General features: G+C 46.1%; 8 protein-coding genes and 1 pseudogene. 6 read left to right on the top strand and 3 right to left on the bottom strand.

What is annotated here, in order from left to right:
* Positions 1–78: 78 nt before the first annotated feature.
* Both OSC7112_RS20225 and OSC7112_RS20220 read right to left on the bottom strand, forming a co-directional pair.
* Positions 79–972, bottom strand: a complete 894-nt coding sequence (locus tag OSC7112_RS20225; RefSeq protein ID WP_015177648.1) for a YsnF/AvaK domain-containing protein — start codon at positions 970–972, stop codon at positions 79–81.
* 221 nt (positions 973–1,193) lie between these two features.
* Positions 1,194–2,054: a DUF2382 domain-containing protein gene (locus OSC7112_RS20220; RefSeq protein WP_015177647.1), complete on the bottom strand. Its 861-nt coding sequence runs from the start codon at positions 2,052–2,054 to the stop codon at positions 1,194–1,196.
* A 646-nt stretch (positions 2,055–2,700) separates the two neighbouring features.
* Here OSC7112_RS20220 and OSC7112_RS37200 point away from each other — a divergent pair.
* Both OSC7112_RS37200 and OSC7112_RS20205 read left to right on the top strand, forming a co-directional pair.
* Positions 2,701–2,925 (top strand): annotated as a pseudogene (locus OSC7112_RS37200) (IS4/Tn5 family transposase DNA-binding protein); the annotation flags it as partial.
* Between the two features lie 392 nt (positions 2,926–3,317).
* Positions 3,318–3,500, top strand: a complete 183-nt coding sequence (locus OSC7112_RS20205) for a hypothetical protein (protein WP_150111567.1) — start codon at positions 3,318–3,320, stop codon at positions 3,498–3,500.
* A 69-nt stretch (positions 3,501–3,569) separates the two neighbouring features.
* On the opposite strand, the gene OSC7112_RS20200 is transcribed toward OSC7112_RS20205, so the two are convergent.
* Complete coding sequence (locus tag OSC7112_RS20200) at positions 3,570–4,703, bottom strand: succinylglutamate desuccinylase/aspartoacylase family protein (RefSeq protein ID WP_015177645.1); 1,134 nt, start codon at positions 4,701–4,703, stop codon at positions 3,570–3,572.
* A gap of 231 nt (positions 4,704–4,934) precedes the next feature.
* Here OSC7112_RS20200 and OSC7112_RS20195 point away from each other — a divergent pair, with 231 nt between their 5' ends.
* From OSC7112_RS20195 to OSC7112_RS20180, 4 genes are all read left to right on the top strand, one after another.
* Positions 4,935–7,673 (top strand): DEAD/DEAH box helicase, encoded by a 2,739-nt coding sequence (locus OSC7112_RS20195; RefSeq protein WP_015177644.1) that lies wholly within the window; start codon positions 4,935–4,937, stop codon positions 7,671–7,673.
* A 346-nt stretch (positions 7,674–8,019) separates the two neighbouring features.
* Positions 8,020–10,788, top strand: coding sequence for a family 10 glycosylhydrolase (locus tag OSC7112_RS20190; RefSeq protein WP_015177643.1), 2,769 nt, complete (start codon positions 8,020–8,022; stop codon positions 10,786–10,788).
* A gap of 797 nt (positions 10,789–11,585) precedes the next feature.
* Positions 11,586–15,533, top strand: coding sequence for a PAS domain S-box protein (locus OSC7112_RS20185; protein ID WP_015177642.1), 3,948 nt, complete (start codon positions 11,586–11,588; stop codon positions 15,531–15,533).
* Positions 15,534–15,540: 7 nt separating this feature from the next.
* Positions 15,541–16,965 carry a hybrid sensor histidine kinase/response regulator gene (locus OSC7112_RS20180; RefSeq protein WP_015177641.1) on the top strand — a complete coding sequence of 475 codons (1,425 nt, stop codon included), beginning with the start codon at positions 15,541–15,543 and terminating at the stop codon, positions 16,963–16,965.
* Positions 16,966–16,968 lie beyond the last annotated feature (3 nt).

Genomic DNA, 16,968 nt, shown 5'->3' with positions numbered 1-16,968 from the left:
GCACGACTCGCCACAGTCCACTCTTAGATTTAAGTTTCTCGCTAATAGCTAAAATCTGCACCGAAAAGGACGAATATTTTAACTCTCAGGGTGGTGTTCCGTCATCCATTTTTGGTAAGTATCCTCAAGTTGCTTGTCTTCCAGAACGAGTTCGAGGCGGACTTTAACGCAACCGTGGCGGGGTTGAGAGGCGATCGAATTTAAGATTTTGCTAGCTTTCTGCACAGAGGTAAATTCAGCCTTAACTGTCGGTTCTTGGCGATCGGTCTTAATCTCCGTCAAATCTATACCGGTGATGTTTCCCTCGCCTAAATCTATTTCTGCCAACACCTTGGGATCGTCGCCGACTTGTTCGACAATCAGCTTTTCCCACTGGATGGGTACTTGTACCATCCGAGTTTCAATTTCTTTACGCACTATGACTTCGCCGACTTTGCGCTTGCTGCGATCGATCACCAATCGTTCTTCTAACAGGCGAATTACTTCTCGATCGACAATATCGAAGTTTTCCTCATCCCGATCTATCTCCAAATTTGCATCTGTGCGATCGGCATCTGTTAGATTTGACATAACTGTTGAGGGATTTGTTAACTCACTGTTGCTAAATTCACTATGCGGTTCAGAGGCATTTTCTAAATACGTATCCCAGTCATTTTCCGAAACTACCGGCAGCATATCGACTTGAGACGAATTAATAGTTACAAACAGCACTTTTTGGTGATAATCGACTTTTTTTAGCAGCTTAACACTTAATAAAAAAATGCGGGTGTTTTCGCTGCCTAGCCCGGCCACGACAAAGTTTAACTGACCGTTAGCATCAAAATAGACATCTTTAACTTTGCCTACTAAGTGACCTTGGTTGTCTTTGACGGTAAAACTTTTTAGCTTAGTTCTGACTTTTTCAGGCACCCGGTTGAGACGGGTTATTGATTTGGCAGTTGCTATCTTTTCTGCTGATGCTTGACCGTTCATTTTTTAAACTTTCCTGCTTGGGGACTTTTATTATGAATTGGTAAGGGGAAATTGGTAAAGGCGGGGAAAGTGCATAAAGGTTGCCAAAACCAGACAAGTTTTGTACCCCCGCCGCCGCTCACATAGGAATTGCGCGATCGCCACAAATCAAATCAAACCTGGGCAGTGACAGAATTATGTCATTAAGGCGCAATTCCTACGCAATACCTGTTGCGGTTGGTTTAGATCTTTGGATTTTTATTATCTACAACCGCAGTTCCATCAGTCTTAACGTCTAATTCTTCACGACGCAAGGTTTCTTCGCCCTCAACCGTGCTGCGAACAACTTCTTTTCTGACGTTGACTTCTTCCCGGACGAAAGCTTCCTTGTGAATGTCGGCCGTTTCTTCGTAGACTTCTATGCGTGCAACTTCCCCTGATTGGAAGTCAGCGTCACCGACTGAAACTACTCGACCCGCTTCTACCGGGGTTACTCGATCGATTACGACTCGTTCTTTTTCAATGGGTACTGAAGCTCGCGCTGTTTCAGTTTCCACGCGCTTGCCAACTGCTACTTCACCTGTTTTTGCGCGCTGTTTGTTGGCAATCAAGCGTTCTTCATAAAGCTTGAGATTTTGGTGCTGCTGTTCGTTGGTGTCGTAGAGGGGGCGGTCCATATCGTAGCTGTAGCTGCTGCGATCGTAGCTAGCAGGAGTTGCAGTGCTGACAGCGGCAGTTTCTTGATTGCGGTAAACGCCTCTTACCTGTTCTTCGCGATCGTAATCTACTGATTCTAATTCATTGTAAGCCGGCAATTGTTCTGCTTGAGCTTTGCTGCGAAGGCCTGTTGCGTAGACGCGACGGGCTCCGTAGTCGAAGCGAGCTGAGCCGATTGGCAACAATACTTTTTTGCCAAAAATCCAAATACCGGTATCAATTACCAGATAGCGGAAACGACCAGTGTCATCAACCAAAGCATCATAAACCGTGCCTACTTTTTCATCAGAGTCGCCCGCATAAACATCAAATCCCTTGATGTCGTCTCCAGCAAATATTTCTTCCTGATAGTTAGGATAAAAGTCTGCTAATTTTTGAAGTGCCATGTGTTTTTTCCTCTTTGCTCTACTTAAATTAATAGTAGAAATTAATTCGTTCAGTTCCCTCTCCCTAAAGTCAGAAGTGTATAATTTAGGGTGTTTAATACTATAGGAATACTACGGCATCTCTTCTTTTGTGCTAGCGCGCTCAGCTATTTTAAAGATTGTAAAACTCTACAATCGTCAATCTTATAACAAGTATTAAAACTCAAAGCCAACCGTAGGGACAAGGCATTGCTGTGTCCTACTCCCCCTGCGGGATACTCCTTTTCCTTTGCGGTGTGCCTACTGTTAATAATTGTTAACTAGGGGGTGAAAAATCAACATTCCATAGTAATATCCCAATATCAAAGCCCGTCATCTTGCAGAACAAAGCAGGGCTGTTTCATTCTCAGGGAAATCATCGTTTTGTAGGAGTAGCGCCAAGAATGCCTACCCCCTCCACGGACGAGGGAATCGGTGTTTCAAATATCGGAGCTCTTCACGAGGGTTTGCCCCTAGGTCGAATGAAACCGCCCTTGCTAAGCTATGCTCGATCAACATTTTTCTTAACAAGAAAGTTGACAAAAATCAACATCTGTGCAGTTGAACGCTGCGGCGATCGCCCAGAAATCAGGTTAAAACGATCGATCGATAGGTAAGGCAAGAATTAGAAAAAACTCAATTGCCAGATGTAAGAAGAACAAAGAGATTTATGAAAATTGTCTCTAACTTGAGCGAGCAACAAACCTCCAGTGTAGCTCAAGCTAGTGGTACATGGACAGAAACTAAAGCTACTAATGATTTCTGGGATTCACCATACATAAAACCAGCTCAGCTTAGGAGAGGACACGTAGATGCGACGCTTTCAAAAATCAAAAATCATCAAATTATCTGAGCAATACAACATACAACCGAATTAAATTACACTACGCATAAAACCATCAAAGGAGTCGGATATCTTGATAGTAAATATGCTCAGGGATTGAAATTGCATTCTAATTTGGCAGCAACAACACAGGGGCTACCATTAGGAATTATCGACCAATAGGTGTGGGCACAAGTGAGATGCTCCCAGAAAGATGTTTATAAAGCATAAGCTGTTCTACATTTAAATTGTCTGTTAAAAAACAATTCCCCGTCTTGTGGGGTGTCCCGCCCGCCCTGAATCTACAATTTAAATGCGCGACAGCTTAGTGCTAAGGGGGGGAGTAGAAGTTTTTGTAATCCCAAATCCCGAATCGAGCGGCTTGTTTGTATGTGATGATAACGGGATATTCCCCGCGAAATTTGCAGGATCGAGACCCGTTTTTGGCTGTGTTGCAAAATGATGAGGTTCCTGTGCGCGATCGCACTTCTGCGATTCCTAAACCGGTAGCCACAGTTATCGATCGCGCTTTAATTGACAATCCTGAAATTTATTATAAAAGTGCAGCCGAATTTAAACAAGCCCTATTCAATAGTATATCGTAATTTATGGTTCGACTACCAAGAGGTTTTCAGAAACCAGGTTTCTTGAAGAAACCCGGTTTCTCGGTATTTTCAATCTGCCATCACCGACAACACATACTCTCCTTGATTTACTGACTGATTGGTCGAAACATCAAAAATGAAAACATCCGACTCAGCACAAACATCAACCAAACTGGGAAATTCCCCATTCTTATTAAAGCTGAGAATTTGATAAAGCCGATCGCCCTTTTTGACATAACTCCCCAATTGCACTCGATTTTGAATCATCCCCCCCGCCGGCGCGTAGTATTTGATCGCGGAATTCTTGGGGGTAAAAATAACTTGATGCGCCGCAGTTTCCGGCAGAGGAAATCCATCGATTTTCAATAAACCCTTACTGGCTAAGTAATTTTTGATGCCCCGCAAGCCATTCGCCACCGACTGGGGATTCATTTCCATCCCCGAACCTAATTCTAAAGTCCAAGCTTCTATGTCAAATTCGATCGCACTTCCCAACTGGGCCAAAACCTTCTCCAGCGCCAGCCAAGGCTTGAGAAACGCCTCGTCAAAAGCATCGCCGTCGTACTCGTCCATCAAGATTGCGCGATCGAGCAAAAAAGCTTTCGCACTATCCTCGCGGGAACTAAAACAGTAAAGGTAATCTAAACTTTGATTCGTAGAACTGTGCAAATCGAGCACGTAGTCAGCATCCAAACACAAAGATTGTAGCTGATATCGGTAAAGTTCGCTGTAGGGGCGGCAACTAGGAGCGTTAATTTTTGCCAACTCTTTCGCAAAACTCAAAGCAATCGCTTTTCTGTAATTAACTTTGACAGTATCGGCATCGAGATGGAGGTGAGACTTAGCAAAACCCAGAATATCTTCACCTTGCTTTTCAAAATCCCAGAAAATCCGGTTCCAATTTACCCCATCATAAAGATTGTAGCGACCAGGGGAAAAATGGTGCGATCGCTGACTGACACCCACAGGATTGCAAACCGGAACCAGCCAAATTTCCCCGATTAACTGGCTGCTGTCTAAAGACATTAAAAACTCAATTAATTGGTAAATCACCGCATTACCGCTAATCTCAGCGCCGTGGAGGTTAGATTGGAGATAAGCTTTTTTGCCGGGAATCGCACCTTGGAACTGATAGACTTGCAGTGAAAGCCGATCGCCCGAAGCAAGCTGCACCACAGGAATAGTCGAAATAACAGGAATCATAGATAAGGAAACTTGGGGAATGGGGAATGGGAATGGGAATGGGGAATTGGGCATGGGGCAGGGGTCAAACAGGTAACTGGTAATTGGTAATTGTTACTAATGACTAATGACTAATGACTAATGACTTCATAGCCGATTTGCTGACGAAGGTCTAAAATCAATACAGTCCTCTGCTGACTTGCTTTTAGCAAGATTTCAGCATACTTACCCTCAAACCTGATAATAATCCTTGTGCCAGACACTGCCCAGAACCGCCCAGAGCTGGATCTGAAGACCATATTTCCATTCGAGCTAGATAACTTTCAGAGAGAGGCGATCGCCGCCCTCGATGCAGGTAAATCGGTTGTCGTGTGCGCTCCCACAGGCTCTGGGAAAACGTTAATCGGGGAATACGCCATCCATCAAGCACTTTCCAGGGGGCGGCGCGTCTTCTACACCACTCCCCTCAAAGCTCTCTCCAACCAAAAGCTGCGCGACTTCCGCAGTCAATTTGGAGACGACAACGTAGGTTTGCTCACCGGCGACATCTCCGTCAATAGAGATGCGCCGATTTTGGTGATGACTACCGAAATATTTCGGAATATGCTCTACGGTACGCCGATCGGAGAAGTCGGTACTTCCCTCACCGGAGTCGAAACCGTGGTACTCGACGAGTGTCACTACATGAACGATCGCCAGCGCGGTACCGTCTGGGAAGAATCCATCATCTACTGTTCGAGCGAAATTCAACTCCTCGCCCTCTCAGCAACCGTTGCCAATAGCGAGCAACTCACAGACTGGATTAACAAAGTCCACGGGCCCACAGAGCTCGTCTACTCAGACTTTCGGCCAGTACCGCTGCAATTCCACTTCGCCAACCAAAAAGGGATATTTCCCCTGCTAGACGAGACCGGCAAAAGAGCGAATGTCCGGTTAGTCCCCAAAAAGAAGCAGCAAAAAGTAGAAAGAGGCAGCATCCCCACTCCGAGTTTGACCGATGTTTTGGCCCGGTTGGACGATCGAGATATGCTACCAGCAATTTACTTCATCTTCAGCCGTCGCGGGTGCGACCAAGCAGTCGCAGAAGTCGGCAATTTCTCCCTGGTTAACGAAGCCGAAACAGCCGAACTCAAACGCATCATTGACGATTTTTTACAGCGAAACCCAGAAGCAGAACGCTTCGGTCAAAAAGAAGCACTTTTAAAAGGCATCGCCGCCCACCACGCAGGCATTTTGCCCGCTTGGAAAGGTTTAGTAGAAGAACTCTTTGGCAGAGGTTTGATTAAAGTCGTATTTGCCACCGAAACCCTAGCAGCCGGCATTAATATGCCCGCCCGCACCACAGTCATTTCCACCCTGTCCAAGCGCACCGACAAGGGACACCGACTGCTAAACGCTTCAGAATTCCTGCAAATGGCCGGTCGGGCGGGTCGGCGGGGCATGGACAAGCTGGGGCACGTGGTCGCAGTTCAGACGCGCTTTGAAGGCGCAAAAGAAGCATCTTATTTGGCAACAGCCAAAGCCGACCCCCTCGCCAGTCAGTTTACGCCCAGCTACGGCATGGTGCTGAATTTGCTGCAAACTCACACTCTCGACGAAGCTCAAGAGTTGGTAGAGCGGAGTTTCGGTCAATACCTGTCTACCTTGTACTTGCAGCCGCAGCAAGCAGAATTAGACCGGCTGCAAACAGAATTGGCGGTGCTCGAAGAGTCCCTGGCGGGGGGAGGAAATGTCTCTACCCTGGAAAAAGAACTCGCCCATTACGAAAAATTGCAGGCAAGACTCAAAGAAGAGAAACGTTTGCTGAAAACTTTATTGCAGCAAGCTGAAGAAGCCAGATTTAAGGAAATGTCCGTAGCTGTGGCTTTTGCAGTGCTCGGCACGGTTCTGAGTCTCAAAGGCAAGCACGTTCCGACAGCCAAAAGATCGCACACAACTCCCGTACCCGCCGTACTGGTTGCCAAAACCCCAGGTTCCGGCCAAGCACCAAATTTGGTGTGCTTGGGCAAAGATAACCGCTGGTATGTCGTCGCCATTAGCGATGTCGCTACCCTGCACGCCGAATTACCCCGCTTGAGCGTTGCAGATACCTTGAACCCGCCGCCGGAAATGCCCCTGAGACTAGGCCAGTGCCGCTTGGGAACTGAAGAAACTGCTTCAATTGCTGGATCGATCCCACAATTGCCGACACCGGAACCGAGCCCAGAGGCGATCGAGCAACAGCACAAAATCGCAGCCCTAGAAGCTAAGCTAGAAATTCACCCGGTTCTAGAATGGGGCAATCCCGGTACTTTGCTCAAACGCCAGCGCCGCCGGGAAGAATTGAAAAAAGAAATCCGCAAAAGCGAACAAGAGTTAGAAAAGCAGCGAGCTCGCTACTGGGAGCAATTTCTCAACTTAATCGACATCTTGCTGAATTTTGGCTGCTTGGAAAGAGTAGTTTCGGCACATGGAAACCGAGATGACTCCTCCGACAGGTTGGTGCCGACAATCTTGGGTCAAGCTTGCGCCGCCATTCGCGGCGATAACGAACTGTGGCTGGGTTTGTCCCTGATGTCTGCCGAGTTTGACGAACTCGACCCCCACCACCTCGCTGCTGCTTGCGCGGCCTTAGTTACAGAAGTTTCCAGGCCCGACAGTTGGACTCACTACTCGCTGTCGCCAGAAGTTTTGGCACCTTTGGACAATCTGCAAAAAGGGCTGCGCCGCCGGTTGTTTCAAGTGCAGTACCGTCACGAAGCTGCAATCCCGATTTGGCTGGAACGGGAATTAGTGACTTTGGTCGAACAGTGGGCTCTGGGTGTTGAATGGCTGGAACTGATTAGCCATACGAGTTTGGATGAAGGGGATGTGGTGCGGATTTTGCGCCGGACTTTGGATTTCTTGTCTCAGATTCCTCATGTTCCTCATGTTTCCGATTCTTTGCGGAGGAATGCTTGTCGGGCGATGCAGTTAATCGATAGATTCCCGGTGAATGAAGCTGCAACTTAGAAAAGAGTTGACAGTTGGCTGTTGGCTGTTGACAGTTGGCTGTTGACAGTTGACTGTTGGCTGTTGACTGTTGGCTGTTGACTGTTGGCTGTCCGGCATCTAAATTGTATTTTTGGTTTTTCAACGCAAATGCACCCAGGTTTTAATCTAAAATCGTTTCCGGTGGCCTCGGTATTGTTCAAATGCCCAAACAGTCAAACAGTCAACAGTCATGAGGAATAGACCATGATTTAAATCTAAAATCCCCAATCTAAAATCTAAAATCTAAAATCTAAAATCGATCGATCGCTCTTAATTGTTATTGAATTTTTCTTGAGCGGTGCGCTGGGTAATTCTCATATTTATCATGCAACAAATCAAAAAGCCCGATCAACTGCCTGATGCCTGCTCCCAGGTTCAAAAAATTCGCTTTTTCACTTTCTTGCAAAGAGTCTTAATTGGAACTCTAGCGAGTACATTACTCAATCTCTTCATCCTATTTCCCTCTCCGAGTTTCGCAGAAGTAGTTCTGGGCGTTGTTCGCAGTTCCGAGAATTCTCCCGACTGGGTAAAGATTACCACGCGCCTCTGGGAAAGCGGCATTGCTTACAAACCGATCAATCTCGAACAAATCAAAAATACGGCGGATTTAGCAGGCGTTAACGTGCTGTTTTTGCCCAACATTGAAACTTTGAGTCCGGCACAAATTAAAGTTTTAGAAGCTTGGGCTTCCCAGGGCGGCCGCTTGATTGCTTCGGGTCCCGTCGGCCGCAGTTCCCCGGCCTTGGTGCGCCAATCTTTGCGATCGCTCCTCGGGGCCTATTGGGCTTTTCCGTTAACCCAACCGGCGACCCCGCAACCGCGCAGCCGCTGTCGGGATCTGGCTTGCACTACTTCTAGCAGTTGGGTGCCAGCAGAACAAAAAAATGCCTCAGTCCAAGGCGGTGTCTTGATTCCGGCTGATGCGAACAGTCAAACTATTGCTACTTGGAAAGATAGTTCCGGTTCCTCCGCCGCCATCGCCACCGATCGCGCTACCTATCTCGGCTGGCGCTGGGGTAGCGACGGTTCGGGAAATGTAGATAAGGCTTGGCTGCAAGCCTCGATCGCCCGCTGGGGAGGCACAATCGCTTCTGGGCCCTCCGCGCCTCCCACTAATGCCGCGACCCCACTGCCAACTCCCCCCTCAAGAGTCACTATAAACAGCCCTAGTTTGCCGCGTACTACCCCGCTGAGCCGACTTTCTCCCTCGGGTGCGCTGCCCGATCCAGTACCTGCAACTTTTACAGACCCTTCCGATCAATCGGCGCCGGCGGGTTTGGACGTGCAGGCAAATTCCAATAAGCCGATCGTCAGCATTGAAGCGTACTTGATGCGCCAAGAACTCACCAACCTCCTCGGCCGGTTTGAAAGCGCCCTGACAGCATCTAATTCAGCCAATACCGCCATCAATCTCAATGCTGCTACCTCCCCTCAACTGGTGGCGGCAGAACAGGGCGGAGGCGGCCCGGCAACCAGCCGCCCCCCTGTTCTACAAGCGATTAGGGTACGGGCGATCGCCCAAGCGCGGCAGGTTTTGCAAACTTTCGACCAACTCCTGCAACAGCAAAACTACGCGGAGGCGAGATCGCAGTGGGTGGAAGCGCGGCAGTTGCTGTGGGAAAATTACCCGAAGGAAGGACAGCGGGTTGGGGCGGAAATTCGGGCGGTTTGGCTCGATCGCGGGACGATCGTCGCAGCGCGATCCGAACAAGGTTTGGCTGCAGTGTTCGATCGGCTCGCCGCCGCCGGTATCAACACCGTTTTCTTTGAAACTTTGAATGCCGGATATACGATTTATCCCAGTCAAGTTGCACCGCAACAAAATCCCCTGACTGTTGGCTGGGACCCGCTGGCATCTGCGGTTAAATTAGCTCACGAGCGAGGCATAGAACTGCACGCTTGGGTTTGGGTTTTTGCCACAGGAAATAAGCGCCACAATACTTTAATTGGCAAGCCTAGTTCTTATCCAGGGCCGGTGCTTTCCGCCCATCCTGATTGGGCAAATATTGACAATAAAGGGCGCACGCAAAATCCTAACGACGGTAAGTTTTATCTCGATCCGGCGAACCCGGAAGCGCGGAATTATTTGCTGCGGATTGTCAGCGAAATTGCCAATAACTACAAAGTTGATGGAGTGCAATTAGACTATATTCGCTATCCTTTTCAAGATGACAATGCGAATTTTACTTACGGTTACGGTATTGCGGGGAGGCAGCAATTTAAGCAGTTGACTGGTGCAGATCCGGTGAATATTTCGCCGAGATCGGGCAGTTTGTGGCGGCAGTGGGTTGAGTTTAAAACCAATCAAATTAATACTTTTGTAGCTGAAGTTTCTCAGCTTTTGCGGCAGAATTATCCGCGCACAATTCTGTCGGTGGCGGTGTTTCCGCACCCGGAAAGTCAGCGGATTTACAAAATTCAGCAAAATTGGGAAGTTTGGGCTCGTCAAGGCATTGTAGATTTGATTGTGCCGATGACTTATGCTTTGGATACGAACCGACTTCAGCGCATCACCGAACCGTTGGTAAAGGAACAAACGATCGGTTCGGCTTTGATTTCTCCCTCGGTTAAGTTGTTGACTCTCCCGGAAGTTGTGGCGATCGACCAAATTCAAGCTTTGCGCGATTTGCCGACTGGGGGCTATGCTATTTTTGCGGTGGAAAGTATCAGCAGCGGGATGCAGGGGTTTTTTAACCGCACTCAAGCCCCGCCGGTGCGTTCCACTTCTGCTGCGGAGCCGATTCCTTACCGACAGCCGTTTGCGGCGGCGGCTTCGCGGTATACTGCTCTCAAGCAGGAATGGAGTTTTTTGTTGGCTAACAATCAGTTGCGGGTGTCGGAATCTGAACTGAAAGTTTTGCAAAGTCGATCGGATGAATTGGCGCAAGCTTTGAGCAAGTTGGCGGCAAATCCTTCTACGGAAAGTTTAGCAACTGCTAAAAGATTGTTGGGGAGTTTTCAATCTCAATTTCAATCTTCGATGCGCTTGCATTCTGCCGAAAATAGCTATCAGGTGCAAACTTGGCAAAATCGTTTGGAGAGTTTGGATATGCTTTTACGTTACGGCGAAAGGATGGAGTTGAATCGCAGGTAAATGCAGGTTTTTGGGGTGTGTGCTGCTGTGGATAGTGCGATCGTGCTAACATTTGGGCGATCGTACTCTCATTAAAAAAACTTACGCACGTACTAAGATTTTCTGTCGTGGCGAACCTAGGGAAGCAATCTCAAACCCTTGATTTAACGCCCTTGAGTGCGTAAGCCCCGATTAAGTTAGTTCGCGATGCCAGGGGTAATCCTCACCTTGGTTTTTTCACAGCAATACTTCGTTCGAGCCCGCAGATGAGCGTAAAAAACCCGGTGCTCGAGCGAAGCCGAAACCCGCTGTCTTCGGTCGGAGTGCGATCGCGAACTGTAAGTTTGTAAGTAGGTCATCGCAAAACAACCATAGTATCTTATCAGGGAGGGTTTAGTTAAGATCCGCGATCGAAGCGAGTAGATGAGTCCTCTCACCCGCCCGAACCATGTAATGTTTATTTGCACTCACATCTTGCACCATTCTCAAGAACGGGCTCTCCGGCCCGTTCCACAAAAGATAATTTTTCTCGCTTCACAGGCATCTTGCGAACGGCATCTTGCCCGTTCCACAAAAGATAATTTTTCTCGCTTCACAGGCCGAAAAGCCTGTTCCTAAAAGGCTAATTGAGAATAGTGCAAGATATAAGTTTGCACCTACTTAGTGAGGACGGAAGTCCTCAAAACTCTTAAAGGTCCAGTTCAAACAATTTGACGATGAGTGATTAACCGGATTTTATATTCCTCGCTCGTCTCTCGCTCCAAGATTTTAACATCTCCTAATTTCAACTGCCCATTTAAATTACTTTTAGGATGAATATGTTTCCTAAACCCCTCAATCGTTTGGCTACAAAAATTATCGGCAAAGTTCCATTACAAACGGTGCTCGTGGTTCCTTTTTTAGTGCAAATTGTCGGCACGGTAGGAGTTGTAGGTTGGCTATCTTTCCAAAACGGTCAGCGGGCAGTCAACGATGTTGCCGCTCAGTTGCGGGGAGAAATTAGCGATCGCATCAAAGACCGCATGGAACATTATATGTCAATTCCCCACATTGTCAATCACCTGAACCTTCAAGCGATCAAATTGGGACAGTTGAACCTAGAAGACAAGCAAAAACTCGAACATCATTTCCTCGAGCAAATTCAATATTTTGATTCTATCAGCATCATTTACACAGGCAAAGAAAATGGAGAACATTCGGGAGCAATCCGCACTAAAGATGGGACTTTGATATCGGCTGCTGACAGCTCTACTGGCAATAAATTAGCTCGATATACTGCGGACTCTCAGGGAAACCGCGTTCAATTAGTGCAAATTTCACCCAATATTTACGACCCGCGAACTCGCCCTTGGTACATCGCTGCCGCTGCGAAAAAAAAACCTATTTGGACTCCAATTTATACAGATTTTTTGACTAGAGAACTGGCAATTACTGCTGCTTTGCCTATCTACGACGACGCTGGCAAATTGTTAGGAGTAGCTGGCAGCGATTTGCTGTTTTCCCGCATCAAAGAATTTCTCGTTAGCCTGAAAATTGGCAAATCAGGACAAACTTTTGTCATGGAGCGATCGGGGATGTTAATTGCTACTTCAACGGCGAGTCCAGAATTCGTGGTGGAAGGTAAAGAAATAAGGCGCATTAAAGCTTCAGAAAGCGAGAATCCGGTAATTCGCCAAACTGCACAGCATTTAGATAAATCCTACGATAGCTTAGCTAAAATCACTAATTCTCAACAACTTACTTTTGATGTTGATGGCAAGCGAAATTTTATTCAGGTAGCTCCTTTTAAAGACGATCGAGGGTTGGATTGGCTGATTGTAGTAGTTGTGCCAGAGTCTGACTTTATGGAGCAAATTAACCTCAACACCCGCACGACTTTTTTACTGTCGCTTGCAGCATTGATGGGGGCGACAATTCTGGGCATTCTTACTGCTAAATGGGTAGTTCAGCCGATTTTAAGATTGAATGCGGCGGCGAAAGCTTTGGCGCGGAATGAATGGGATACAAAGCTCACTCTGAATCGCGAAGATGAACTCGGAGAACTTGCCACTGCTTTTAACAGCATGGCCGAGCAATTGCAGCATTCATTTAATTCTCTGTCGGAAAGCGAAAGCCGAGTAAAACAATTTTTTAATGCAGTACCGCTAGGGATTTTTATTGCAGAACCGAACGGTCAACCTCACTACATTAATCCTACCGGAGAGCAACTTTTATCTCAAGGAATTGTACCAGCAGATTCCGAAACTTTACGTCAAGCCTACCGAGTTTATTTAGCTGGCACTCAGGAAATTTACCCGGCGGAACGCGACCCAATTTTAAATGCTTTGCAGGGTAAAAGTGTAACTGTTGATGACATTGAAATCTCTGCGACTGACAAAACTATCCCCCTGCAAGTTTGGGGAACTCCTATTTATGACGCTCAAGGAAATATTATCTACGCGATGTGCGCTTTTCAAGATATTACAGAACGCAAACAAGCGGAAAAGGTATTAAAGGAATACAACGACAATTTAGCAGTGCAAGTTGCAGAACGTACCGCCGATCTTGCCAAGGCAAAAGAAAAGTTTTCTAAAGCTTTTCGTTTAAGTCCTAATGCGATTACCCTGACTAGAATTAGCGATGGTCGCCACATAGAAGCCAATGAGAGCTTTTGTCGGATGATGGGGTACAGTCACGAAGAAATTATTGGAAAAACAGCGGTGCAGCTCAATTTTTGGGCGAGTTTGGGAGAGCGCGATCGCATGATTCAAATGTTAAAAAATAAGACGGCAATTCACAATTATGAGCTGAGGTTTCGCAATAAAAATGGTACAGAAAGAACGGCACTGCTGTCTATAGAAACCATCGATATTGAGGGAGAAGCTTGTTTTTTGTCGATTTCTAGCGATATTACCGAGCGGCAAAAAGCAGAAACTGCCCTGCGGGAAGCAGAAGAAAAGTACCGCAACATTTATGAAAATGCTTTGAATGGAATTTTTCAAACTGCTATTGACGGGAAATACATCAGCGCTAACCCCGCTTTAGCTAACATCTACGGTTACGACTCGCCTGCAGATTTAATAGCAGCACAGCCGAATTTCAATAACCAGCTTTACGTGAAACCCAACCGCCGCGACGAATTTGCAGCGCTGATGAACGAGTACGGGATACTATCAAACTTTGAATCGGAAATTTACCGCAAAGATGGCAGCATAATCTGGATTTCTGAAAATTGTCGCGCTGTCTGCGATGAAGCAGGAAATCTACTTTACTACGAAGGTTTTATTAAAGACATTACTGATAACAAACAAGCGGAAATCAAAATGCAGCAGGCGAAAGAAGCGGCCGAAGCAGCAAACAAAGCGAAGAGTACCTTTCTAGCGAATATGAGCCACGAATTGCGATCGCCCCTGAACGCGATCATCGGCTTTGCTCAAGTCATGATCCGCAGTAAAACTCTGTCTCCTGAAAATCAAGAAGATGTTGCAATTATCCTGCGGAGTGGCGAACATTTACTGGCTTTAATTAACCAAGTTTTAGACTTGTCAAAAATCGAAGCCGGACGCACGACGATTAATGAAAAAAACTTCGATTTGTACCAACTCATCGACGATTTAGAAGATATGTTTGCTCTCAAAGCTGAGCAAAAAGGTTTGCAATTAATCTTCGATAGAGACGCAGAAGTTCCCCATTACATTTGTACGGATGAAGTTAAATTGCGGCAAGTCTTAATTAATTTGCTCAATAATGCAATTAAATTTACTTCTGAAGGGGGAGTGTCGATGCAAGTCAAAGGAGGAAGGCGGAATATACATAATAAAAACAGCACTGACCAATTGCCCGGCCGCTACTGGCTGCATTTTGAAGTTCAAGATACTGGTACAGGCATTGCTGCTGAGGAAATCCATCAGTTGTTTGAAGCATTCGTGCAGACGAAAACAGGTAAAGATTCTCAAGAAGGAACTGGTTTAGGTTTAGCTATTAGCCGCCAGTTCGTGCAATTAATGGGAGGTGAAATTACGGTTAGCAGCGAGATCGGCAAGGGTGCAGTATTTCAGTTTGACATCCAAGTTAATCTGGTTGAAGCTACTGATATTGAAAGCAAAAAAACTCAACGTCGAGTTGTTGCCCTCGAACCGAATCAGCCGAGTTATCGCTTGCTAATTGTGGACGACAAACCTTTGAACCGCCAACTGTTAGTAAAACTTCTCAGTCCACTCGGATTTGAGTTGAGAGAAGCGAATAACGGTAAAGAAGCGGTTGATATTTTTATGGAGTGGGAACCGCATCTGATTTGGATGGACATGAGAATGCCCGTCATGGACGGCTACGAGGCAACGAAACAGATTAAAACTACAACTGGCGGGCAAGCAACGGCGATTGTGGCCCTAACGGCTAGCGTTTTGGAGGAAGAACGGGCGGTGATTCTTTCGGCGGGTTGCGATGATTTTATGCGGAAACCGTTCCGCGAGGAGGATATCTTTGTGGCAATGGGAAAGCATTTAGGAGTACGCTATATTTATGAATATCCAACCGCAGTAAGTGCCGCAGGTGTAGAGGATTCAAGTCAGGAGGTGCTGACACCGGAGGCTTTCGCCTCTGTTTCTCCCGACTGGATAGCCGAATTTAAGCAAAGTATTTTGAGTGTGGACATGGAGGCGATCGCCAGTTCGATCGCACAAATCGGCACTGTCAATCCCTCTCTTGCGGGCAAGCTTCAAGATTGCATTAATAATTTTGAATATGACAGAATTTTGAACATAATCGATCTCAGCGAGAAACAGTAAATACCCGATGACTTCAACTTTACCTAAAACCAATCGAGCTAATATTTTAGTAGTGGACGATACGCCAGAAAACCTGCGGTTGCTGGCCGGAATTTTGAGCGAAAAAGGCTATCAAGTTCGCCCGGTTCCCAACGGCAAGCTAGCATTGTCTGCTGCTCAAAAAATACCCCCGGATCTAGTGCTGCTGGATATTATGATGCCGGAAATGGACGGCTATCAAGTTTGCCAGCAACTCAAAGCTTCTGAAATTACAAAAGACATTCCTGTTATTTTTATTAGTGCAATCAATGACGTGCTGGATAAAGTTAAAGCTTTTGCAGTTGGCGGAGTTGATTTTATTACTAAACCGTTTCAGGTTGAAGAAGTTTTAGCACGGATAGAAACTCATTTAAAAATTTGTTCACTGCAACAAACTTTGCAAGAAAAAAATCAAGATTTAGCAACGGCGATCCACCAACTGCAAGCCACCCAAGAGCATTTGATTCAATCGGAAAAAATGGCAGCCCTGGGACAACTGATTGCCGGCATTGCCCACGAAATCAATACTCCCCTGGGCATTATAGGTTCTTCTATTAATAATATAGCTAATTTTTCAGACGATTTTTTAGAGAAATTTCCTCAAATTTATCAAGAACTTTCTGACGAAAGCAAAGCTTATTTTTTAGCTTTACTGTACAGAGCAACCCATCAAAAAGTTTTATTCACTAGCAGAGAAAAACGCAAATTCAAGCAGCAGTTGACGGGAGATTTGATGGCAGAATCTGTTGAAAATTCCGAGGAAATTGCGGATACTTTAGTTGACATGGAAATCTACGATAAAATAGAAGAGTTCTTGCCGCTTTTCAAATCGCCGGATTGGGAAGTAGTTTTAAATAGTGCTTACCAGTTTGCGAGCTTTAAAAAAAGTATTAGCCTGATCCAAAGAGCAACAGCGAAGTCTGGGAAAGTAGTATTTGCCTTAAAAACCTACGCTCATTTTGATAGCAAACCAGAAAAAGTCCAGGCGAACTTGCACGATGGCATTGAAACGGTGTTAACCCTTTATCAAAATCAACTGAAACACGGTATAGAAGTAGTGAAAAATTATGGAGATTTACCCGAAATTATGTGCTATCCCGATGACTTAAATCAAGTTTGGACGAATCTCGTTCATAATGCCCTGCAAGCAATGGATTATAAAGGTATTTTGACGATTGAAACTCGGCAGCAAGAGGCAAATATTTTTCTCAAGTTTACTGATAACGGTAAAGGTATTCCCTCAGAAGTTATTCCCAAAATTTTTCAGCCCTTTTTTACGACTAAATCTGCGGGCGAAGGTAGCGGTTTGGGATTGGATATTGTCAGAAAAATTGTGGAAAAACACGAAGGTACAATTGCTGTAGATTCTGTACCGGGGCAGACAACTTTTACAGTCTCGCTACCAATTTATTAAACA

Origin of the sequence: Oscillatoria nigro-viridis PCC 7112 (genome assembly GCF_000317475.1) — a bacterium.
GTDB classification, from domain to species: Bacteria; Cyanobacteriota; Cyanobacteriia; order Cyanobacteriales; family Microcoleaceae; genus Microcoleus; species Microcoleus nigroviridis.
This window is presented reverse-complemented; position numbering and strand designations above follow the sequence as displayed.